The 21,217-nt window shown below is 56.0% G+C and carries 18 protein-coding genes; 12 read left to right on the top strand and 6 right to left on the bottom strand.

From position 1 onward, the window contains the following. Nucleotides 1-63 precede the first annotated feature (63 nt). The 4 genes from Q1K29_RS17450 (at nucleotide 64) to Q1K29_RS17465 (ending at nucleotide 4,132) form a co-directional block, all read left to right on the top strand. Nucleotides 64-1,244 (top strand): IS3 family transposase gene (locus tag Q1K29_RS17450; RefSeq protein ID WP_300396571.1). Its coding sequence is split into 2 segments (ribosomal slippage): nucleotides 64-313 and nucleotides 313-1,244, totalling 1,182 coding nucleotides; the frame shifts between segments, so codons are not numbered across the junction. A 556-nt stretch (nucleotides 1,245-1,800) separates the two neighbouring features. Beyond that, nucleotides 1,801-2,040, top strand: a complete 240-nt coding sequence (locus Q1K29_RS17455) for a DUF3489 domain-containing protein (protein ID WP_300396572.1) — start codon at nucleotides 1,801-1,803, stop codon at nucleotides 2,038-2,040. A 2-nt stretch (nucleotides 2,041-2,042) separates the two neighbouring features. Continuing rightward, nucleotides 2,043-2,465 carry a DUF2924 domain-containing protein gene (locus Q1K29_RS17460; RefSeq protein WP_300396573.1) on the top strand — a complete coding sequence of 141 codons (423 nt, stop codon included), beginning with the start codon at nucleotides 2,043-2,045 and terminating at the stop codon, nucleotides 2,463-2,465. Then, nucleotides 2,465-4,132 (top strand): recombinase family protein, encoded by a 1,668-nt coding sequence (locus Q1K29_RS17465; protein ID WP_300396574.1) that lies wholly within the window; start codon nucleotides 2,465-2,467, stop codon nucleotides 4,130-4,132. The genes Q1K29_RS17460 and Q1K29_RS17465 overlap by 1 nt, the downstream gene beginning before the upstream one ends. Nucleotides 4,133-4,539: 407 nt before the next feature. Here Q1K29_RS17465 and Q1K29_RS17470 read toward each other — a convergent pair whose 3' ends face one another. From Q1K29_RS17470 to Q1K29_RS17485, 4 genes are all read right to left on the bottom strand, one after another. Continuing rightward, nucleotides 4,540-5,244 (bottom strand): IS6 family transposase, encoded by a 705-nt coding sequence (locus Q1K29_RS17470; RefSeq protein ID WP_119379810.1) that lies wholly within the window; start codon nucleotides 5,242-5,244, stop codon nucleotides 4,540-4,542. A gap of 10 nt (nucleotides 5,245-5,254) precedes the next feature. Next, entirely contained in the window at nucleotides 5,255-5,407 is a 153-nt protein-coding gene (locus Q1K29_RS17475; protein ID WP_233350485.1) for a hypothetical protein, read from the bottom strand. A 31-nt stretch (nucleotides 5,408-5,438) separates the two neighbouring features. Beyond that, a complete protein-coding gene (locus Q1K29_RS17480) occupies nucleotides 5,439-5,699 on the bottom strand; it encodes a hypothetical protein (protein ID WP_147372368.1) in 261 nt (86 codons plus the stop codon). Nucleotides 5,700-5,779: 80 nt separating this feature from the next. Beyond that, nucleotides 5,780-6,931 carry an acyl-CoA dehydrogenase family protein gene (locus Q1K29_RS17485; RefSeq protein WP_119379812.1) on the bottom strand — a complete coding sequence of 384 codons (1,152 nt, stop codon included), beginning with the start codon at nucleotides 6,929-6,931 and terminating at the stop codon, nucleotides 5,780-5,782. Between the two features lie 137 nt (nucleotides 6,932-7,068). On the opposite strand from Q1K29_RS17485, the gene Q1K29_RS17490 reads away from it, so the two are divergent. Further along, nucleotides 7,069-9,531 carry a LuxR C-terminal-related transcriptional regulator gene (locus tag Q1K29_RS17490; protein WP_119379813.1) on the top strand — a complete coding sequence of 821 codons (2,463 nt, stop codon included), beginning with the start codon at nucleotides 7,069-7,071 and terminating at the stop codon, nucleotides 9,529-9,531. 9 nt (nucleotides 9,532-9,540) lie between these two features. Here the strand turns inward: Q1K29_RS17490 and Q1K29_RS17495 are convergent, their stop codons facing one another. Together Q1K29_RS17495 and Q1K29_RS17500 are read right to left on the bottom strand one after the other, a co-directional pair. Continuing rightward, nucleotides 9,541-10,323, bottom strand: a complete 783-nt coding sequence (locus tag Q1K29_RS17495) for an enoyl-CoA hydratase/isomerase family protein (RefSeq protein WP_119379814.1) — start codon at nucleotides 10,321-10,323, stop codon at nucleotides 9,541-9,543. A gap of 143 nt (nucleotides 10,324-10,466) precedes the next feature. Then, complete coding sequence (locus Q1K29_RS17500) at nucleotides 10,467-11,879, bottom strand: carotenoid oxygenase family protein (RefSeq protein ID WP_182482234.1); 1,413 nt, start codon at nucleotides 11,877-11,879, stop codon at nucleotides 10,467-10,469. A gap of 373 nt (nucleotides 11,880-12,252) precedes the next feature. Here Q1K29_RS17500 and Q1K29_RS17505 point away from each other — a divergent pair, with 373 nt between their 5' ends. The 7 genes from Q1K29_RS17505 (at nucleotide 12,253) to Q1K29_RS17535 (ending at nucleotide 21,184) form a co-directional block, all read left to right on the top strand. Continuing rightward, nucleotides 12,253-13,728 (top strand): OB-fold domain-containing protein, encoded by a 1,476-nt coding sequence (locus Q1K29_RS17505; RefSeq protein ID WP_119379816.1) that lies wholly within the window; start codon nucleotides 12,253-12,255, stop codon nucleotides 13,726-13,728. A 2-nt stretch (nucleotides 13,729-13,730) separates the two neighbouring features. Beyond that, a complete protein-coding gene (locus tag Q1K29_RS17510) occupies nucleotides 13,731-14,936 on the top strand; it encodes an acetyl-CoA acetyltransferase (RefSeq protein ID WP_119379817.1) in 1,206 nt (401 codons plus the stop codon). Nucleotides 14,937-14,963: 27 nt separating this feature from the next. Continuing rightward, complete coding sequence (locus tag Q1K29_RS17515; RefSeq protein ID WP_119379818.1) at nucleotides 14,964-16,187, top strand: CoA transferase; 1,224 nt, start codon at nucleotides 14,964-14,966, stop codon at nucleotides 16,185-16,187. Further along, nucleotides 16,184-17,332 (top strand): acyl-CoA dehydrogenase family protein, encoded by a 1,149-nt coding sequence (locus Q1K29_RS17520; protein WP_119379819.1) that lies wholly within the window; start codon nucleotides 16,184-16,186, stop codon nucleotides 17,330-17,332. Before Q1K29_RS17515 ends, Q1K29_RS17520 begins: the two co-directional genes overlap by 4 nt. Nucleotide 17,333: 1 nt before the next feature. Next, nucleotides 17,334-18,176 carry a MaoC family dehydratase N-terminal domain-containing protein gene (locus Q1K29_RS17525; RefSeq protein ID WP_119379820.1) on the top strand — a complete coding sequence of 281 codons (843 nt, stop codon included), beginning with the start codon at nucleotides 17,334-17,336 and terminating at the stop codon, nucleotides 18,174-18,176. 318 nt (nucleotides 18,177-18,494) lie between these two features. Continuing rightward, a complete protein-coding gene (locus tag Q1K29_RS17530) occupies nucleotides 18,495-19,694 on the top strand; it encodes a lipid-transfer protein (protein ID WP_119379821.1) in 1,200 nt (399 codons plus the stop codon). 338 nt (nucleotides 19,695-20,032) lie between these two features. Beyond that, on the top strand, nucleotides 20,033-21,184 hold the full coding sequence (locus Q1K29_RS17535) for an acyl-CoA dehydrogenase family protein (RefSeq protein ID WP_119379822.1): 1,152 nt from the start codon (nucleotides 20,033-20,035) through the stop codon (nucleotides 21,182-21,184). Nucleotides 21,185-21,217 lie beyond the last annotated feature (33 nt).

Raw genomic sequence — 21,217 nt, forward strand, 5'->3', positions numbered from 1 at the left:
TGACCCAGCCCCGTAAATTCCGGCCATGAATTTGCAGAGTCCTCGACACGAAGAGGATGACAAATGCGCAAATCACGATTTTCCGAAGAACAGATCATTGGGATGATCCGGGAGCACGAGGCTGGCGTGAAGACAGCCGATATCTGCCGCAACTACGGCATCTCGGATGCGACGTTCTACAAGTACAAGGCGAAGTTCGGCGGCATGACGGTGTCGGACGCCCGGCGGCTGAAGACGCTGGAGGAGGAGAACTCGAAGCTGAAGCGCCTCCTGGCCGATGCAATGCTGGACAATGCCGCCCTGAAGGACCTGGCGACAAAAAACTTCTGACGCCCGACGCCAAACGGAAGGCCGTGCACCACGTGATGGAAGTGCATGGCCTGTCGGAGCGTCGGGCCTGCCGGCTGGCCGATCTCGATCGGTCCACCTTCCAGTATGAAAAACGCGATGGCGGTGACGAGAAGTTGCGCCAGAGGCTACGGGAGCTGGCCGGTGAACGCCGCCGGTTCGGCTATCGCAGGCTCGGCATCCTGCTGGACCGCGAGGGCCTCAGCGCCAATCACAAGAAGATCTACCGGATCTATGCCGAGGAGGGACTGGCCGTGAAACGACGACGTGGGCGAAAGCGGGCGACAGGCACACGTTCACCCATGCTCCTGCCGGAACAGGCGAATGAGCGATGGAGCCTGGACTTCGTATCGGACGCTCTCAGCGATGGCCGCCGGTTCCGCACGCTCTGCGTGGTCGACGACTTCACCCGGGAAGCCCTGGCTGTGGTCGTCGATGTCTCCTTGTCCGGCGTGCGGGTCGCCAGGGAACTGTCCCGGCTCATCGCCCAACGGGGTGCTCCGAAGATGATCGTCTCCGACAATGGCACTGAGCTGACCAGTCATGCGATCCTGAGATGGGTCCGCAAGGCTGGTATCGAGTGGCACTACATCGCGCCGGGAAAGCCGACACAGAATGCCTTCGTCGAAAGCTTCAACGGCCGGCTGCGCGACGAGTGCCTGAACGAGCATCTCTTCGACAGTCTCGGTGACGCCCGGCGCATCATCGAAGCCTGGCGGATAGACTACAACACGGTCCGGCCACACACATCACTCGGCGGCCTCAGCCCCGTAACCTACGAACGGCGGCTGCGCCGCCGAAGGCCCGGCTCGCTTGAGCCGCGGGGAAGCTCCACTCCCCGGGCCTTGACCACGCCATCAACAACAGAAAGAAAGGCGAACAGACTCTCCGAATGAACGGCCCGGATCACGGGGCTGGGTCAAGGGCCAAATGTGTCTCGTTCTTCAAGCAGACTTAAGAATGTTGTGACTGAACCTCTCAATTCTGGTTGTGCCTTGGGCCAGAAACTTACCCTCTTCCAATTTTCTCGTTTTGAGTGAACGCAGTCCGGGAACGTCTGGACTTGCGGTATACTATGAGCGCTTGTGGGGTATGCACGGAAATAACCTGCCTCAGAAACTCATGGCGGATGTTACCATCGCTCTTGAAGATGCGCATGAGGCAGCTGTCCAGGCGCAGTCGCCGAAACTTTGTGGGTTGATGTTCGAACAGCTGGCCGCGCTTGCAATTGCAAATGCTCGGAAGGCGATAGAGCTTGCAGAGAGCGCCTTGGAGGCCCACCGGAAAAGCTAACCGGACAGCTGACTTTCGACTGGACTTCAGGGCGCAACGGAGCGTCAGTGTGCAAGCGCCGATACAGCAAAAGCGCGCTGCCCGTACCTACGGCAAGGTCGGGTCTTCAGTCAGTGGGAGCGGATGATCGCTTCTGTAACCTGACTGAAGGAGGGCCACATGGCCAAAGCAACGAAGTCTCAATCAAAGAATAAGCCAGCCACCAAGCGCGAGCGGTTGATCAAGTTGCTTGGGAATGAGCAAGGCGTCACCGTCAACGAACTGTCGGAAGCCCTAGACTGGCTGCCGCATACTGTTCGCGCCGCGCTCACGCGCGTGCGGGCCGGCGAACGAAGGCTTGAAAAGCTGCCGCCCGCTGATGGCGAACGCTACGTTCGCTATCGCCTGGAGAAAGCCTGAACATGGCGGTCGAATTGCCGCCCGAAATGGATGCCCTGCGGGACATGTCCCGCGGGTATCTGCTGGAGCTGTGGTCGCGGGAGGAGTTCGGTGCGCTGCCCAAGAAAACAAGCACGCCATTCCTCGCCCGGCTGCTCGCCTACGAACTTCAAGCGAGGAAGCGTGGCGGGCTTCGCAAGCGGACGCGATTGGCGCTTGTAGCCATCGAATCCAGCGGGATGCCCGAGACGTCCGCGAAATTGGCGACGACTGGCACACGGCTGGTCCGTGAGTGGAACGGTGTCCGGCACGTTGTGGACATCACGAAGCAAGGCGCAGTGTACCGCGGCAAGACCTATCGATCGTTGAGCGCTGTCGCGCGCGAAATCACAGGCGCTCGGTGGTCGGGTCCGCGCTTCTTCGGCCTGCAGAGAAAGGGTGGCTGATGACGAAGAAAATCATCCGCTGCGCGATCTACACCCGCAAGTCGAGTGAGGAGGGGCTGGAGCAGGACTTCAACTCGCTCGACGCCCAGTGGGAAGCTTGCAGGGCCTATATCGAAAGCCAGAAGCATGAGGGCTGGAAACTGGTCGACACCCGCTATGATGATGGTGGGATATCGGGCGGCCATCTCGAACGCCCGGCAGTTCAGTCGCTGCTCGACGACATTGATGCCGGGCGGATCCACATGGTTGTGGTCTACAAGATCGATCGGCTAACGCGGTCGCTTGCAGACTTCGCGCGGCTTGTTGAGCGGTTTGACAAGGCGGATTGTTCATTCGTGTCAGTCACCCAGGCTTTCAATACATCGACCAGTATGGGGCGGCTGACGCTCAACGTATTGCTGTCATTCGCCCAGTTCGAGCGGGAGGTTACAGCTGAGCGTATCAGGGATAAACTCGCAGCCTCCGCAAAGCGCGGCCTCTGGATGGGCGGGCTTGCGCCGCTCGGGTATAACCCTCACCCCGATACGAACACGCGGGAGCTCGTCCTCAATCTAGATGAGTCGAAATATGTCCAGCGGCTCTTTCACTTGTATGACGAGCATCGGTGCCTCGGCACTGTTACAGACCTCGCAGAGAGAGAGGGCATCCGGTCGAAGAGGCGGACCTTCAAGAGCGGCAAGAAACTTGGTGGATGCGTCATGTCCCGAGGAGCCGTTCATTCCATTCTGACCAATCCGGTCTATCGCGGGATGGTCCGCCACAAAGCGAATGCCTATCCAGCCAGCCATCCAGCGATCATCAACGAGGCGCTTTGGGACCGCGTCCAGGAAGCGCTGATCACGAAGAATGGGCGTCGGCGCGGGCAGGGCGGTTCAGGAACCTCAGACAGAGCGCCTCTGACTGGGAGGCTGTTCGATGAAGCGGGCGATCGGCTCACACCCACATATGCAAATACGAGGGGGCGGCGCTGGCGTTACTATGTCTCTCGTAGGCTGATGAAGGGCTCCGTTTCGTCTCCTGCGGGTTGGCGACTGCCTGCGGCAAAGCTTGAGACGGCCGTCGCCACAGCGGTTGTAAATTGGTTCGAAACAGCGCCGCAGCATCTGCTCTCGGATCCGAGCACTGAGCGATTTGGAAAAGTTCAAAGCGCCTTTGCGGATCTGAGCCAACAAATGATGCACCGGCAGGCTGCGACCCTCAAGCAGCTGGTCCAGCGCATTGATCTCAGGCCCGGCGAGATCACGCTAACGATGGATCGCGATGCGATTGCCGAGGTCACGGACCTGCAGCCAGATGATCTGGTCTCAGGCTCGATGATCCATGTTGAAACTTTCGCGCAGCGAAAGCGGGGCGTCGAGACAGTTCTCATTCTTGGCGCTGAAACACCAAGCCGGGATGAAACGCTCATCAAGGCTGTCGCTCGCGCGCATGATTGGGCCGAGCAATGGAGGGCCGGAACATCGCTGTCAGACATTGCGAAGAGTATTGGCTGGACGACATCGCCGCTGCGGCAGAGATTGAAGCTCGCCTTCCTGTCGCCGGCCATCGTCCAGGCCATTCTGGAGGGGCGCCAGCCCGCTGACCTCAGCCTCGAAAAGCTTCTGCGTACGGACATTCCGCTGGATTGGGACCGCCAGGCAAAAGTGCTTGGATTTGAACTTGCCTGATCCAGCCAGGAATTTCCCTGCTCCCTAAAACCAATTCCCTGTTCTTCAAAATAAATTCCCTGTTTCGTCGCTTAGGGAATTTGCTCTCTAAGATCCTGTAATTACTGCGGTTATAGGTAGCGAGCTACGGCCCGATCCCTGATAAAAACGTGAAATTCCCTGTAAATCGGGCCTTATCAGGGAAATCGGGTGCTAAGAGATCTGGCGAAAATGGCGGTTAGAGACTTTCGGCGAAAATAGGGGGGGAGCAGGGAAAATTGGGCGAGCAGAGACTTCGGACCATGAAAAAGCCCGCCTGTGGCGGGCGATTTGGCGATATCCCAGATCTGGTCTTCAAATCAGGGTCTGCGTGGCGGTGTCGTCAGACAAACGCAAACTCGTCTCTGCTGTCTGCGGATGAGCCGCTGTCAGGCGGCCAGAAGTTGTCGCCATTCTTGAAGCGCGGCGTCTCGTTTAGATTTGAATATCGGGCGGCGGTTGAGGTGGCGATCAAGATTAAAATGGTTGTAGAACGAGGCGTGGGTCGAGGCGAATTTCTGCAGGTTCGACATTCTTCTGAATCTCGACATGGCCCGCTCTCGTCGCCTGAAAGGTAAGTGGCTGTTCTCGGCCCGATTGTTGAGATGGCGACCAACCTCCTGACGGTCTGCATTTCCGATCTCCTTCATCGCAGCGCCATAAGATCTGAGGCGATCCGTAACGACGGTCCGAGGGACGCCATAACGCTTCATAGCCTTCTTCAAAAGCCGCAAGGCCGCTGATTTATCTCGTGTTTTCGTGACATAGCTTTCCAAGACTTCGCCTTCGTGATCGACTGCCCGCCAAAGGTAGTGGGTTACGCCGTTGATCTTCACGTAGACTTCGTCGAGATGCCATCGCCATTGAGTGATCTGGCGAAGTTGCTGAGACCGGCGCTTCCTGATTTCACCGGCGAACATCGGACCAAACCGGTTCCACCAGTATCGAACCGTCTCGTGGCAGACCTCGATCCCGCGTTCATGGAGAAGGTCTTCCACATTACGAAGCGATAGCGGAAACCGGACATACAGCATCACAGCGAGGCGGATGATCTCCGGCGACGATTTGAAATAGCGGAACGGTGACTTGGCCATGCTGGCGAGATTAGCGAACCAGGGCGTCGCTACTCAAGCCAAGTTCTTCTGACAATCCCTCTTCGACATTTCGAAGCGACAGTGGAAATCGAACATAGAGCATCACCGCAAGCTGGATGATCTCAGGCGAGGTCTTGAAGTAGCGGAAGGGGTTTTTCGTCATGAAATGACGCTAGTCGGGATAACCGACCCGCTCAATTATCAGTTTGCGCTGACAATCCCAAATTGGATGGTCCCGTCATGTCGGTCTTATTCAAGCCGTCGCGGCAAAAATCATTCCACGATGCATTTGCGGCGGCTTCATTCGCTAGCGCGTTCCGTGCCGAAATAACAAGGATGGCGCCTGCCGCTGCCAGGCCTTTATTCATTCCCCTATTCCCGCCTCTTTCGAGCCTGATCGCGCCCATCAGATCAGAAACCAAAGCCATCACATCAATACCTGTTTCAAGTTTCACAATTCCGCACTCAGTATTGGGAAAGCTGGCCTGAGACGCCCCCAACTTTGGGAGGGGTGCTGACGCCAACCAGTAACCAATTAGAGCAGTTTTGCGATTTCATCTCGCATGACAGCGGATGCGCCGCCGCCGAGTGAATGAGGGCGGGTGTCTCGCCATAAGCGCTCGATTTCGGTGCCGACCATATAGCCCTGAGCACCGTGATGCTGCACGCACACATCAACCAGACGCTTGAGCAATTCCGGTAAGGTCTCCTTCACAAGCGTCGATTCCAGCCTCGCATTCTCACCGCGGCTCTTCTTGGCAGCGGCGTGATACAAAAGAAGTTTTGCCGAATACAGTTCGCTGAAAAGCCTCGCAATGTCATGGCGGATCACCTGAAGATCCCACAATGTTCGCCCGTAGGCTTCACGGGCCTTGAGGTGCTCAAGCGTCAATTCGAGGGCACGTTCCGCCATGCCTACACATTGGGCCCCGATCGAAAGCCGCTCTCGCTCCAGACCGCCCATCAGCAGATAAAATCCCTGGCCTTCATCGCCGAGCATGTTTTCGCAAGGCACGCGAAAGTCATCGAAAAAGATGTCGCTCATATCGGATGTTTTCCAGCCTGTTTTCCGGAAATTCTGCCCTGTCGTGAAGCCGTCATTACCTTTTTCGACAAAGAAAAGAGAATATCCTCTGGCTCCCTTCGCTTCGGGGTCTGTTTTTGCGACCGTAACGAAGATCTGGCCGGAAACCGCGTTGGTAATGAAGGTCTTTTGACCGTTCAATATCCAGTCATTTCCTTCGCGACGGGCCGTGGTCGCCATGCGCGTCAGATCGGAGCCCCCGCGCGGCTCCGTGACAGCCAATCCAGCTATTTTTTCACCGGAGAGAATGCACGGTAAAAAACGTTCGCGCTGTTCAGCGTTACTTGTTCGCGCAATCAAAGGCGCAGCGATGTCGGCGTGATCGGAAATTGCTGCTCCAAAACCGCCAATTCCCGAGCGACCGAGTTCTTCGCCCAAAACAACGGTAGCTAGGGTGTCGAACCCTGCGCCTCCGGCTTCTTCCGGGATAGAAATTCCGAGAACACCAAGCCGGCCCAGGCTCTCATAAATGTCAGACGGGAGTGATCCCAAAGCTTCCAGTTCGTCTGCACGCGGGCGGATTTCCTTGTTGATGAACCGCCGCAATTGCTCCCGAAGCATCCGGTGCTGTTCATTTAAATACTGGGAATCTAGATCGATCATTCGTGCGTCTCTTTGTTATGCAGTTCAACAAAGATGTGCTTCAGTGACATTGCCCCCTCCCAAAGTATGGGAGTTCGCATCAAGTTTGGGTCTAGTTCAGGATTTCCTCGAAATCAGGAATAGGCGTTCGGATTTCAATGAATTTTCAGATCGCTCCATCAGCCTCACATTTGGAAACCATTCGATCCTTTGCCTTTGGGCCTTTGCTCGTGTTTGTGTCAGCGCCCGAGGGTTCAGGAAAAGCCGAATGGATTGAGGGTGTCAGGCAACAATTCGGACAGTCAAAAGGTGCGGCCGAACAGGACTCTTTTCAGCCGATCGAATTCATTCCTGATTTTGACAATCGCCCTGCATCCGTTCGAGATGAAATCTGTAGGTCGATCGAGTGCGCGCAGTGTCGCTATGTACTGGCGACGTCACAGCCGCAGCCTTTTGACTTTTCTCGCCTCGATAAAATGGGGCGAGTGATAGAAATTGACGTCACGCAGCTCGCATTGCGGTTCGAAGATTTGGTGCTCGGTATTGAACCCCGACCCACAACTGTCACCAAACGCCACATTTCGTCCTTGTTGGACCGCACGGCTGGCTGGAGATATGCTTGGGAGATTATTGCCAGGGAAATTGAGGGCGGCAGGTCTTTCGCGGAATTAGCTGATCGATTCCACAGAACTCACCCGAAATTATTGCGCTTCATAGAAGCTACAGCAGTTAACACGCTACAGGAGGATTTGCGAAACTTTCTGATGAAAGTCGCGCAGTTCGGGCCAATAGACGTCGATTTTGCAAACCAGATTACGCGAAGAAGCGACGCGTTCTTGTGTCTCGATCAGGCCAGCAAAGCGACTGGATTTGTTCGTCGAGATGGCGGTTCCCGAACATTCTGGATACATCCAGTATTCAGAGAAGTGCTGACGGATCTCGCCGAACGTGAAATGCCAGTGGAACTGCAAGAGGTTCGACTACAAGCGGCGCATGTCTACGAAATACGGTCAGACTGGCTGGCGGCCGCACGTGTCTGGCAACTTGCGGGAGACACAGATCGAGCGCTGCGCTTGCTTACGGAACACGCTGACGAGCTGGTTGCTGGCAAAGGGGAGATTGCTTCCTTTCGGGCGATGACCCGGAGCCTTCCTTCCTCATCGGCCGCCGCCCTCGCCTCTGAAATCGCGCTCGGTGCTGTGTTCGCGGGTGATTTTGCCGGAGCGGCAGCGATGTTGGAAGAAACAGGGCAAAGGGTGGACACCTATTCGCAACAGGAAGAGATCAGACGGGAAGCGCTCAATTTTGTAATCGATTTTGGCTTTGAGCAATTCGAAAACATCGAGCCCCTTGCGAACGATTGGTTGATGAAGCATCCGACAGCTGAGCCTCGTTTCCGTGCCATAGTAGCGGCCAGTCTTTTTTTCTCCTGTTTTGCCGACAACAAGTTAAACTCAGCGAAGCGAGCGCTTGAAGCTTTCAGATTGTGTCTGAAGCAGATGAAATCTCCATTCCTCAACGGTTGGCTGGCAATCATGAGCGCGCTTGAGCGCAAGGAGGTTGGGGACATATCAGCAGCGGAACGCGCATTGGAAGAGTCTTCCTCGATCGGTGCCATCCTCCCTGCGGTTGAGGTAGCTCGCGCACACTTGGCCTGGCTTGTTGGAGACGTAGCCCGATCGAAGCATCTTATTTCACGATACATGCAGTCGAGTCTTCAGCATGGAACCGTTGAATTGGCGCTTCTTGCCTGGGAAACGGCCATCAATCTCGAAGCCATCGAAAACGGAGCTGCTGCAGCGTTGGCTATGGCGGAGGAGGCCGAGTCCTGGATCGAAGTTGTGCATGGAGATCGTGGTCGCAAATCACTCCGCGTATTTAGTCTCTCTTTGATGCTGAGATCGGGCATGCGTCAAACCACTAGGGGTATAGGCGCGGAAATTGATTTGTTGAGTTCAAGTATCGAGCTTTTTGGTCCAAGTCGCCGCTTGCTAGAAAGTTCGAAATTATTACGTGCACGGTACGCGGCGTTGGGCCTGTACCCGCGACAGGCCATTTCGGATGTGCAACCAATCATTCGAGAGTCATTGCAGCAATCAAGATTGTTGGTCTGGTGTGAAGCGTCGCTGATATACGCCGGAGCTCTCGTGCGTATGGGGCAACAGGAAAGGGCGCTCAGAATCGCATGGAACGCGATTGCAAAGGGCGCCGCGAGCGGTTTGCAAGGAACAATATGCTCAGAAGGTATCCTGTTGGCACCGCTTCTGGACGACCTGATGGACCGCGCAGAGCTCGAGAATGGCGACGATTCAGATGAAGCAATAGTGCGCGAAACTGTGTTCGAGCTGGCGAGGCGATCGGGCCGGAAAAAATCGTTCCTGAGGGCGTCTGAGCCATCTGCCTCAGATGAGATCGAGGCTGATGTCAGACTTACAGCAGCAGAGCAACACGTGCTTGAGCTGGTTGCTGCGGGTGCATCAAATAGCGAGATCGGAGAGCGACTCCTTATCAAATTGTCCACGGTGAAGTGGCACATGCAGAACATTCTGCGAAAATTTGACGTAACCTCGCGTACGGCTGCAGTTGCGCAGGCCAGACGCATTGGTTTGCTGGCCGGATAGCCGCTAACTTTAGCGCCCTGTGAACTGGGGGGGACGTCGTGATAAAGCGGCAGAGATGCCTTCGATAACATCTTCGCTGGCGCATTGTTCGCTCAGCAGGCGAGATTCCCACTCGAGCTGTGTTTCAAATGAATTTGAGTAGGTTTCGAACAGAAGGCGCTTCGTCGCGGCAAATGCTCCTGTCGGACCGTCTGCAAACTGACGCGCCAGTTTTTCTGCTTGCTCGGTCAACTGCTCCGAAGGGACAAGCTGGGTGACGAGGCCAATTTGCAAGGCCTCGGAGGCCGAGATACGCCGGTTTGTGTAGACCAGTTCCTGAAATTTCCGAGTGCCAATAAGCCGAGGAAGCACATAGGTCGAGGCGCCATCCGGCGAAAAGCCGATCGATGTGTAAGCGAGACAAAAGCTGGAGTTCTCAGTTGCCACAACAAAATCAGCAAAGCAGGCAAGCGTCACACCGGCACCAGCACATGCGCCCTGCACAGCAGATATGATGGGGGCACGCAGGCGCATCAGCTTCGAAAGTGCGACATGGTAGTCTGCAGTTGATTCTCGGACATAAGCAGGAAGATCGGCAACGCCTGAGAATGCCCCAAGGTCGCCTCCCACGCTGAAGTTTTTTCCCTCGCCGGTGAGAAGGACGGCTCGTAACCCGTGTGTACCTTCGAGCCTTATTGCGGCTGCACGTATTTCGGCGCCAAACTCATGATCCAGTGGATTGCCTTTGTTGCCATTGACAAGCGTGAGCCGAGCAAGCCCGTTCTCAATGGATAAATCTACGCAACGAGCCATGTTTGATCCTATTCAAGACGATTGCAGGTTCAGCGGAGTAATGGGCGGAACTGTAACGAGCACGCCGTTCCCAAAGAGCGTTTGAAGCGTTGCCCATTATCAAGCTTCTTCAGACGGTTTGATTTACCGGAACGTAGCGACGATCAGAAAAGAGATGCATCTAGCCATCTGCCATGAAATTTTGGAGGCACTCGTTGAGGCAGCTTGATCCGCGCAACTGGTCCATCTTCGAGAGTTTTTGCGGGCGTTATCCAAAATTCACTTTCAAGCGAATTCTTGTCAGTGACATAACCGACTAAATATCCATCATCCTCTTCCGTCGCGCCGGACCGCGGTGCAAAGCTCTGCTCGTATCCGATGTGGTGATCAGGAAAACTAAGGTCCACACGGCGACCTGAATCGAGGTCGTACTTGTAGATACCATTCGCCTGTAAGGTCTGCTGTGAAGTATCGATGCGAGGCATGTAACTGTAGCGAGCGCCGCTGCAGATGTAATTGTCATTCACCCTCGGAAATTCCACGAATGCGTCATCCAGCTGCCGTTCGCTAACCTGTCCGGTCTTTACATTGAGGCGCCACATATATGGATGGGAATCAAATCTGTGTTCTCCGTCGACCAGGGGAAGGTCATCGCGGATTTCACCGGATTTTGTGTATCTCGTTGCGCCGTCTATACGGGCGCCGACAAGTACGAACTCGTCGCCCTCATCCCAAGCTGACGACAAATGCCACATGAAGCATGGGCTTACATTGAACCATTTAATCGGCGCAGATGTATCCTTGCGATCAACAAGCGCAATGCGTGCAGGCATGGTGTCATCAAGTACGAAACCCAGCGATTTCTGGTTTGGACGTTTGAAATCCATCATCATTGGAAAATCAAACACACAGATGAAACGATCTGAGATCGCCATATCATGCTGGACGCGCGGGCCAGGTAAAGGCACTTCGGTGAAGCGGGTCAATCGTCCGTTGTCGGCGGCAACGCCCACGTTCAGAAACGGTGGCTTTGCTCCCCAGGAAATGAAGAATAATTCGCCTGTTTTTGGGTCGATTTTCGCGTGAGACGTTAAACCACCTTCCAGCGTGCTATTATAGTCAAAAGTTCCTTTGGTCTCGAGTTCTGGCAGGCTCAATTCATGCGGCTGACCACCTTCCCACCAGAGCGCGAGAAATTTGCCGGAATGGAAGACCAGATCAGTATTGGCGACATTTTTGTGCCGCTTGCCGGCTCCTGGCATTGAGAGAGATCCGACATAGGTGGCTTCACCTGCGGCGATGTCTTCAGCCAAACCTTGCGTTTTTACAAACCTGCTTCGGAATACAGGTTTTCCGTCGCTAATTTCGACCCCATGAACCATGCCGTCGCCATCAAACCATGAGTGACCCGGGCCTGGTGAGAAACGAGGATTAGCGCCGTTCTGCACAAACATGCCGTTCAGATCGCGAGGGATCTCTCCACTGATCTGAAGATCTGCCGCTGTTACTTCTTCTGAAACGGGGGCGTACACACCCTGCAGATACGGGGCCGCTGGTTGAGCTTCATCGTAGGCCAATGGACGTCTCCTCAATTTCATCCACCGAGAGGATATGCAGTCGAATAGCTTTCGCCCCATCCCAAAGGAGGGCATGGCATTGTGAAAGACGCCTAACTTGATGCTCTCTGACAGTCCCCTTCGGGACGTTAGCTATGCGCTTCGACGCCAAGTTCTTCGGACAAACCCGCTCCAAGCCTGAGTGAAGACGCGACGGTAATCGCTGGCAGTCACGCTGCTTGAATTGACCGCAATAGGCTTGCCAACGATCGCAAGGCAGCAAGACAAATTATAAAAAAAACACTGGTAATAATATTTTTCCATGATTAGGAATGTCGATGCGGCGGTCGTGTACGGCTGCCTTTAAAATCACCGCTTCAATGGATCATTGTTGATGACAGTCTCGACTACTTCACCTGTGGGAATTCTGGCCTTTGGCGCATATGTGCCGCGCAGGCGCCTGCAGCGAAGCGCCATTCATGCCGTCAATAAGTGGTATGCGCCGGGGCTCGGCGGATCGGCCAAAGGTGAGAAAGCCATCGGGAACTGGGATGAAGACCCGATCACAATGGCTGTTGAGGCAGGGCGTGATTGCCTGACCGGTTTAGACCGCGCTTCGGTTGATGCGCTTCGACTTGCGTCGACGACCTTGCCCAATGCGGACCGGTCGAATTCTGGCGTTGTCAAAGAAGCGCTTACCCTCAGCGATCAGCTGGAAGCGACGGATGCAGGCGGGTCGCAGAAGGCGGGCACATCGGCGCTGTTGCAAGCTTTGTCGAGCGATCAGACGAGCCTGGTCATTGCCAGCGAGCAAAGACTGGCGCGAGCTGCCTCGCCCGCCGAAATGAGTTATGGGGAGGCAGCTGCAAGCCTTCTTGTGGGCACCGGCGACGTCATTGCAAACTGCATTGGCCGGTACAGCGTTACTGTCGATTTTGTCGATCACTTCCGGGAAAGCGGCGCGCGGTTCGACTATGACTGGGAATCCCGGTGGGTTCGGGACGAAGGTATCGTCAAGATTGCGGGCCAGGCGATCATCGACGCGCTCGACGCTGCTGGAGTTGAGCCAAGCAGTGTTACACATTCAGCCATTGCCATCAGCGCTCCTGGCGCCGCAGCAAAACTGATCAAATCGGCAGGCATTGATCCGAAAACGCTCGTCGACAATCAAATTGCAACGATTGGCCATACGGGTACGGCCTATCCACTGATGTTGCTGGTCGCCGCGCTGCAGAAAGCCCAGCCCGGTGATCGGATCCTGGTGACGAGCTTCGGCCAGGGCACTGATGTGCTTGTATTTGAAGTGACAGACGCGATCACAAAGTTGCCCGCCCGTCTCGGCGTTGAAGGGTGGCTTGCAGAGAAGGTCGAAGACACCAATTACCAGCGCTACCTTTTTCACCGCGGTCTTGTTGAAACAGAGACGGGCATGCGTGCGGAGGGCGACCAGAAGCAGCCGGGGACCACGTTGTATCGACAGCGCAAAACCGTGCTCGGTCTGGTTGGGGGGAAGTGCACGGAAACGGGTGCTGTACAGTTTCCCAAGTCCGATATCAGCGTGTCTCCAAATAATCGTACACAGTTTACACAGGAAGATTATCCGATGGCCGAGCTGCCTGTGCGGGTCGTCACCTATACAGCCGACAGCCTGACCTTTTCGCCGGACCCGCCAACATTCTACGGCAATATCGACTTTGAGGGCGGGGGACGTCTGACCGCCGAGTTCACCGATGTCACTGCAAATGACGTGGAAGTTGGCCAGGAGATGCGCATGGTTTTCCGCATCAAGTCCAAGGACACGTTGCGCGGTTTCACCAAGTATTTCTGGAAGGCGGCACCCCGCCCGACATCCCAACGAAAAGGAGGCTGATCATGCCGTCTGGAATCAAGGATAAAGTCGCAATTCTGGGTATGGGCTGCGCCAAATTCGGCGAAAGATGGGACAAGGATGCCGACGGCCTGATGGTCGAGGCGTTCGACGAGGCAATCGCGGACGCCGGTATCGATGTGACGCAAATTGATGCGGCTTGGCTTTCGGTCGCTTTTGATGCCCAGAATGTTGGCCCGAGCGGGATTCCCCTCGCTGTGGGGCTGCGCTTGCCTGGAATCGGGGTCACCAAGGTCGAGAATTATTGCGCGAGCGGGACAGATGGCTTCCGCGGCGCAGTTTATGCGGTTGCCTCAGGCGCTTGCGATATTGCGCTCGCGCTAGGCGTCGAAAAGCTCAAGGACACCGGTTATGGGGGGCTTCCGGTTCGCACGCGCGGGACGACATCCGACATGATCGGTGTTGTCGGGTCTGCACCTGGAAATTTTGCGCAAATCGCCTCGGCATATCGCGCAAAGTATGGAGTGGCGCCAGACGATCTGAAGCGGGCGATCGGACATGTTTCGGTTAAGAGCCATGACAATGGCGCGCTAAATCCGAAGGCGCATCTACGCAAGAAAATTGATATCGACACGGTCATCAATGCGCCCATGATCGCTGAGCCACTTGGCCTTTTCGATTGCTGCGGTGTGTCGGACGGCGCGGCATGCGCGATCGTGACCACGCCCGAAATCGCACGATCTCTCGGAAAGACAGGCCTTGTCCTGGTAAAGGCAATTCAGCTTGCCACCTCGAACGGCTGGGAGTCGCAAAGCACCGGCTGGGACGGCACGTATTTTCATACCACCCGGATCGCGGCCAAGAAGGCCTATGCTGAAGCGGGTATCGAGAACCCTGAAGATGATATCAGCCTGACCGAAGTGCATGACTGCTTCTCGATCACCGAACTAGTGACCATGGAGGATCTCTTTCTCTCCGCCGATGGCAAGGGCTGGAAAGACGTCCTGGATGGCAAGTTCGATTCAGATGGAAAGATACCCTGCCAGATTGATGGCGGGCTGAAATGTTTTGGCCACCCAATCGGGGCTTCTGGCCTGCGGATGATCTATGAAAACTACCTGCAACTTCTTGGCCGGGCAGGCGACCGCCAGCGTCAGGATTCACCCAAGCTTGCTCTGTCCCATAATCTGGGCGGTATGCCGAACCAGAATGTCAGTTCTATCGCGATCGTCGGACTTGAGGGCGCCTGAGCCCGCGGGCTGGCGATTGAATTTGCGATGTACAAATTGCTTGAAGGACTATCGATTGTTGAGTGCGCGTCCTTTGTTGCCGCGCCGTCGGCTGGACTTTACCTGTCTCAGCTTGGCGCGTCAGTCACGCGCATCGACCATGCCGAGGGTGGTCCCGATTACCGGCGGTGGCCGGTGGCTGACTCCGGAGAAAGTTTCTACTGGGAAGGTTTGAACCGGGGAAAGAAGTCTGTCGCAGTCAATGTCCGCGACAAGGCCGGACGCACCCTCATTCAGGATCTAATCACGGCCCCTGGCGAAGGCGCAGGGATACTTGTGACGAATTACCCGTGCGACGGGTTTTTAAGCCACGAGGTCTTGGCAAAGAAGCGGCCTGATCTGATCACGGTACGTATCATGGGCACGGCTGATGGGCAGTCCGCTGTGGATTATACCGTCAACAGCGCTATCGGTCTTCCATTCATGACTGGCCCGGAAGCGCTCGGCGATGAGCCGGTCAATCATGTGCTGCCGGCCTGGGATCTGCTTGCGGGCAGCTATGCCGCTTTTGTGTTGATGGCAGCTATCAATCATCGTGAGCGAACCGGCCAAGGTCAGGAAATCAGGGTGCCGCTGGCAGACATCGCAATCGCAGCGCTAGGCAATCTCGGTCAGATCGCCGAAGTGCTCCAGTCTGGACATGACCGGCCGCGGATCGGCAATGACCTGTTTGGCGCGTTCGGGCGGGATTTCGCGACGGCAGACGGCAGGCGCATGATGATTGTTGCCCTCACGCAACGACAATGGACAGCGCTCGTTGAAACGCTGGGGCTAACGGAAAAAGTCGCTGAGCTGGAGGCGCGTCTCGGCGTCGATCTCGCAACGTCCGAAAGTGTCAGATACCAGTACCGCAAAGAGATCTATCCGCTGATTGCCGGCCGCGTATGCAGGTTCACCCTGGAGGAGCTGGGTGCAACCCTCAGCCGTGCGGGAGGGTGCTGGGGCGCCTACAACAGCTTACATGAGGCTGTTACACAGACGCAGACTGTCCGGGGCAATCCCATATTTGAAGAAATCGACAATGTCAGCGGATTGCGGTACCCGGTTGCGGGCGCGCCTGCGACGTTACCAGCGTTTCAGCGCGGAAAGCCGCAAAGTGCCCGTTCCCTTGGAGCTGATACGTTTTCCGTTCTGCAAGACAGGTTGGGCCTGTCGGCCTCAGAGTGCGACGCGCTGAAAGCAAAAGGTATTGCCGGGAGAGCGCAGGTTTGAACAGGTTCGAGGACATTCGCCGCGAAGTCGCAAAACTTTGCGCTGCATTTCCAGGAGCCTATTGGCGTGAATGTGACCGCGCCAGGGCCTATCCGACAGACTTTGTTAATGCTCTCGCTAGCGGCGGATATCTCGCGGCGCTAATTCCTGAGGCCTATGGCGGGGCAGGTCTGCCCCTCATGGCAGCCACAGCCATACTTGAAGAAATCCATCTGCAGGGCTGCAACGCGGCCGCCTGCCATGCGCAGATGTACACGATGGGAACGCTACTGAGACACGGCAGCGATGCCCAGAAAGAGGCCTATCTGCCAGCGATTGCATCAGGTGATCTGCGGTTGCAGGCCTTTGGTGTGACTGAGCCAACCAGCGGCACCGATACACTTTCACTCAAGACGGTCGCGACCAGAGTGGATGGCGGATATCGAATAAATGGTCAGAAGATCTGGACGAGCCGTGCTGAACACTCGGACCTCATGATTCTTCTCGCGCGCACGACGCCGCGCGAGCATGCGACATCTCGCACACATGGCCTGTCGGTATTCCTGATCGACCTGCGCGATGCGCGCCGTCAGGGACTGTCGATACGGCCCATCGAAACACTGATGAACCACTCAACGACTGAAGTCTTCTTCGACGATGTGTTCGTGCCGGAGTCGGCACTTATTGGCGAGGAAGGAAAGGGACTGAAATACATCCTGTCGGGAATGAACGCCGAACGCATCCTGATCGCTTCGGAATGTATCGGCGATGCCAAATGGTTTATTCAGAAGGCGTCGTCCTATGCGCGAGACCGACAGGTCTTTTCACGGCCGATCGGGCAAAATCAGGGCGTGCAATTTCCCATCGCAAGGGCTTACGCCAATATGAGGGCTGCAGAGCTCATGGTCCGAGACGCGGCTGCGGCGTATGATGAGGGGCATTTCGGTGGTGCCGAAGCCAATATGGCCAAACTACTTGCCGCCGATGCCAGCTGGGAAGCGGCGAACATGTGTATCCAGACTTATGGCGGGTTTGGGTTCGCTGCCGAGTATGACATCGAAAGAAAGTTCCGCGAGACACGCCTGTATCAGGTGGCTCCCGTTTCGACGAACCTGATCCTGTCCTATCTCGCCGAACACGTGCTGGACTTGCCGAGGTCTTACTGACATGGAATTCGATGAATGGATCGGCCGCACGCATGAAGCCGAAGACGTGCTGACTGCAGGACTGCTTGCCCGCTATCGCGCCACGATCGGCTGCAATCAACAATCCGCAACTGCGCCACCAGGCATTCACTGGTGCCTGTGTTTACCAGATACGCCGATCGATGAGCTTGGCGCCGATGGCCATCCGAGAAAGGGCGGTTTCCTGCCGCCAGTCCCATTTCCGCGGCGCATGTGGGCGTCGAGCCGCGTCAAATTCCTTCGCCCGCTCAGCGTCGGTGACCGGGTGCACCGCCGCAGCACGATAAAATCCCTCACACCCAAAACGGGTGCAAGCGGCAATATGGTTTTCCTGGAGGTCGAGCATGTTACCCGGGTGAACGAGACGGTGGCCGTCGAAGAAATCCAGACACTCGTTTATCGGGACGTCGCGACGACTGCGGCCGTGCTTCCAGTGGAGAGCGAGCTTGCAAGCCGGGACGGTGTTGAGCGGGACACCATTGTTCCGACGGCGCCGTTGTTGTTCAGGTATTCAGCGCTGACCTTCAATACGCATCGGATCCACTATGACTCCGATTATGCGCAATCGGAAGAAGGTTATCCGAGACCCGTTGTTCAGGGACCATTAATGGCAAGCTTGCTGCTGCACTTTGCATCGAAACGACTGAACGGCGCCCGGATCAGAAAGTTTGCGTTTCGCGGAAAGTCGCCGGCTTATTGCGGGCAGCCACTTCTCCTCGAATTCCGGCCTGACGAGGGGCAGGGGATGGCGCTCGAAATCCTCGGTCCGGATGGCAACGTCGTGATGACAGGATCTCTGTTGACAGCTGACCTTGGAGCCGGATGACAACGGAGGTGGGATCTAGCGGTTTGCGTTTGACGAAAACACGATGGTCGGAACTGATCGCAGGCGCGTAAGCTTCTGAACACTCCGGCAGGTTGGGGCGAGTCTGCATTTTTGCGCTCGCTGCTGCGACCTCGGCTGAGGCCAGTCCGCACGCAAGCGGGTGCGCCGTGCCGGTTCGCATATGCCTTAAGGATGCAGGAAATTCCTCCATCAACGGGCTTCCTGATCTTGACATCGGGAGGACCTGAAAAGATTAACGGCGGTAATCAAAGGGCCGCCACTGCAAATTTCCGAGTGGCCAGAAGGGAATATCGCGTCATGCCAGCACAAAAAGGATCACGAGCGCTCATCGCAGGGGTCGGCATGATCCCATTTATGAAACCGGGTGCATCCGAGGATTTTGATGTAATGGGCGCGAAGGCGGCATCCGATGCGCTCAAAGATGCTGGGATCAATATCTCCGATGTCCAGCAGGCCTATGTCGGGTATGTCTATGGCGATTCTACGTGTGGTCAGAAAGCCATTTACCGGCTCGGCAAGATGGGCATGCCCATTATAAATGTGAATAATAACTGCTCGACAGGGTCGACCGCGCTCTTTCTCGCGCGACAGGCTGTCGAAAGTGGTGCTGCCGATTGTGTTCTGGCCCTCGGCTTCGAGCAAATGAAGCCCGGCGCACTTGGAACGTATTTTGACGACCGGCCAAGTCCGTTCGACGACTTTAACGAGCTTTGTAATGAGCTGATGGGGCCTTCCGATGTGCCATCAGCGTTGCGTTGTTTCGGTGGGGCAGGTCAAAGTCATATGGAAAAATATGGCACGACGCTGGAAGACTTTGCCAAGGTCCGGGCAAAGGCCAGCCGTCACGCCGCCAAAAATCCTCTGGCGCTGCTTCGGACTGAAATGACAAGTGATGACGTTCTGGCCTCAACGGAATTCTGGCCAGGTGTAATGACCAAACTCATGGCCTGCCCGCCGACATGCGGCGCGGCTGCGGCGCTGGTCGTGTCTGAATCTTATGCGCGGAAACATGGGTTGTCGGCCAATGTGGCTATTGCCGCTCAGGCAATGACAACTGACACCCCCGAAACGTTTGCTGGCCTCGATATGATGCTGGTCGCAGGGTACGGTATGACCCGCGACGCAAGCCGCCAAGTCTACAACGCGGCGGGTATCGGGCCTGAGGATGTCGATGTTGTGGAGCTGCATGACTGTTTCGCCCACAATGAGCTAATCACCTATGAAGGTCTTGGCCTTTGCGGTGAGGGGGAGGCGCAGAAGTTCATTGCTGATGGCGACAACACCTATGGCGGCCGATTTGTGACAAATCCGTCTGGTGGTCTTCTGTCGAAGGGGCATCCCCTCGGTGCGACCGGTCTCGCACAGTGCTACGAGCTGACGCATCAATTGCGTGGGACGGCTGATGCCCGCCAGGTCGAGGGCGCCGAGATCGCGCTCCAGCATAATATCGGACTCGGCGGCGCGTGTGTTGTGACGCTCTATCAGAAGACCGGATAGGACCGGTCGGCTGGAAGCGGCCCGAAACGGTGAGCTCAACGCAATTTTTGGCTTGTTTTCAGACCCAGCTTCCCAGCCAATTCAGGTTGACACCGTTTTTGCCCGCAAATAAATAAACAGCGTTAAATGAATAGTTCTTGCTGCAGTATCTGTATGGAAGCCCGCACCAAGTCCGAGGATTTGGGTGACCAATAAAGATGCCGATGCATAAGCTTGTCATGTTCCGCGCGCTAACCGTTACGCCAACAATCGTCCTTTTTTCTCCGGACGCTTCCTGTCGAATGGGTTTCCGGTCTTGCTCACGGCAAGATCGTTCACACTAACCGAAAGACTGTCTCATGATTCCACGCACACTTTTTTCGGAGGAGCACGTTTTGTTCCGCGATGCCGTCCGGAAGTTTGCCGACAAGGACGTGCGCCCCGACCTGCAGGAGTGGGAAGAGCGTGAGGATACGGGGACGGACATCTGGAAAAAGTGCGGTGAAGCCGGGTTTCTTTGCGCGACAGTAGATGACGCCTATGGCGGCGCAGGGGCAGACAAGCTCTATTCCATGATCCTACTGGAAGAATTGGGGCCTCTGGGCGGGCTTGGTCTGTCACTGGCGATGCACTCTGACATCGTGGCACGGTATATTCAGTCATACGGCTCTGAGTATCTCAAAACCAAATACCTGCCGAAAATGGTCTCTGGCGAAATGATTGGCGCCTTGGCGATGAGCGAGCCGAGTGCGGGGTCGGACGTGAAGACCGTCAAGACACGCGCTGAGCGCAAGGGAGATCACTGGGTGCTGAACGGCTCCAAGATATTCATATCGAATGGCTATCACAGTGGTCTCGTCGTCGTTGTTGCCCAGACCGACAAATCGCTCGGCGCAAAGGGGATCAGCCTCTTTGTCGTGGACCGTGACATGCCGGGCTTTGAAAAGGGCAAAAAGCTCAAAAAGGTCGGCCTGCGGGCGCAGGATACAGCGGAGCTGTTCTTCAATGATGTGATCGTGCCGGCGGAAAATCTTCTCGGAGAAGAGAATAAGGGCTTTATTCACTGCATGCAGGACTTGCCGTGGGAGCGGTTGCAGATTGCCATCATGGCAGTCGCCTGTGCGGAATACGCGCTCGAGCTGACGAAGTCCTATGTGACGGATCGCAAGCTGTTTGGCCAGCGTGTCAGCGATTTCCAGAATACACGGTTCCGACTTGCGGAACTGGCGTCCGAAATTCAGATCGGGCGTGTTTTCGTCGACCGATGCATGGAGCTGGAGCTGAAGGGAAAGCTTTCCAGCAATGAGGCGTCAATGGCCAAGTACTGGTGCACCGATCTTCAAGGCCGCGTCGTGGACGAGTGCGTCCAGTTGCATGGGGGGTACGGCTTCATGCACGAATATGAAATTTCACGCGCATGGACCGATGCCCGGGCGCAACGAATCTATGGCGGCACGAATGAAGTCATGAAGGAAATGATTGCGAACTCGATACTGGGCAAAGCGAAATAGCTTCATCGAGCCCGCTGAAACGCCTGGAGCCGA

The sequence above is a fragment of the Henriciella sp. genome, from assembly GCF_029937755.1.
Taxonomy (GTDB): domain Bacteria; phylum Pseudomonadota; class Alphaproteobacteria; order Caulobacterales; family Hyphomonadaceae; genus Henriciella.

Bases quoted from the DNA above. Each gene is read 5' to 3' on its own strand.
- Q1K29_RS17455 (WP_300396572.1), top strand. From the start codon at position 1,801: ATGGCCAAAGCAACGAAGTCTCAATCAAAGAATAAGCCAGCCACCAAG.
- Q1K29_RS17460 (WP_300396573.1), top strand. From the start codon at position 2,043: ATGGCGGTCGAATTGCCGCCCGAAATGGATGCCCTGCGGGACATGTCC.
- Q1K29_RS17465 (WP_300396574.1), top strand. From the start codon at position 2,465: ATGACGAAGAAAATCATCCGCTGCGCGATCTACACCCGCAAGTCGAGT.
- Q1K29_RS17470 (WP_119379810.1), bottom strand. From the start codon at position 5,244: ATGGCCAAGTCACCGTTCCGCTATTTCAAATCGTCGCCGGAGATCATC.
- Q1K29_RS17475 (WP_233350485.1), bottom strand. From the start codon at position 5,407: ATGACGAAAAACCCCTTCCGCTACTTCAAGACCTCGCCTGAGATCATC.
- Q1K29_RS17485 (WP_119379812.1), bottom strand. From the start codon at position 6,931: ATGATCGATCTAGATTCCCAGTATTTAAATGAACAGCACCGGATGCTT.
- Q1K29_RS17490 (WP_119379813.1), top strand. From the start codon at position 7,069: ATGAATTTTCAGATCGCTCCATCAGCCTCACATTTGGAAACCATTCGA.
- Q1K29_RS17495 (WP_119379814.1), bottom strand. From the start codon at position 10,323: ATGGCTCGTTGCGTAGATTTATCCATTGAGAACGGGCTTGCTCGGCTC.
- Q1K29_RS17505 (WP_119379816.1), top strand. From the start codon at position 12,253: ATGACAGTCTCGACTACTTCACCTGTGGGAATTCTGGCCTTTGGCGCA.
- Q1K29_RS17510 (WP_119379817.1), top strand. From the start codon at position 13,731: ATGCCGTCTGGAATCAAGGATAAAGTCGCAATTCTGGGTATGGGCTGC.
- Q1K29_RS17515 (WP_119379818.1), top strand. From the start codon at position 14,964: ATGTACAAATTGCTTGAAGGACTATCGATTGTTGAGTGCGCGTCCTTT.
- Q1K29_RS17525 (WP_119379820.1), top strand. From the start codon at position 17,334: ATGGAATTCGATGAATGGATCGGCCGCACGCATGAAGCCGAAGACGTG.
- Q1K29_RS17530 (WP_119379821.1), top strand. From the start codon at position 18,495: ATGCCAGCACAAAAAGGATCACGAGCGCTCATCGCAGGGGTCGGCATG.
- Q1K29_RS17535 (WP_119379822.1), top strand. From the start codon at position 20,033: ATGATTCCACGCACACTTTTTTCGGAGGAGCACGTTTTGTTCCGCGAT.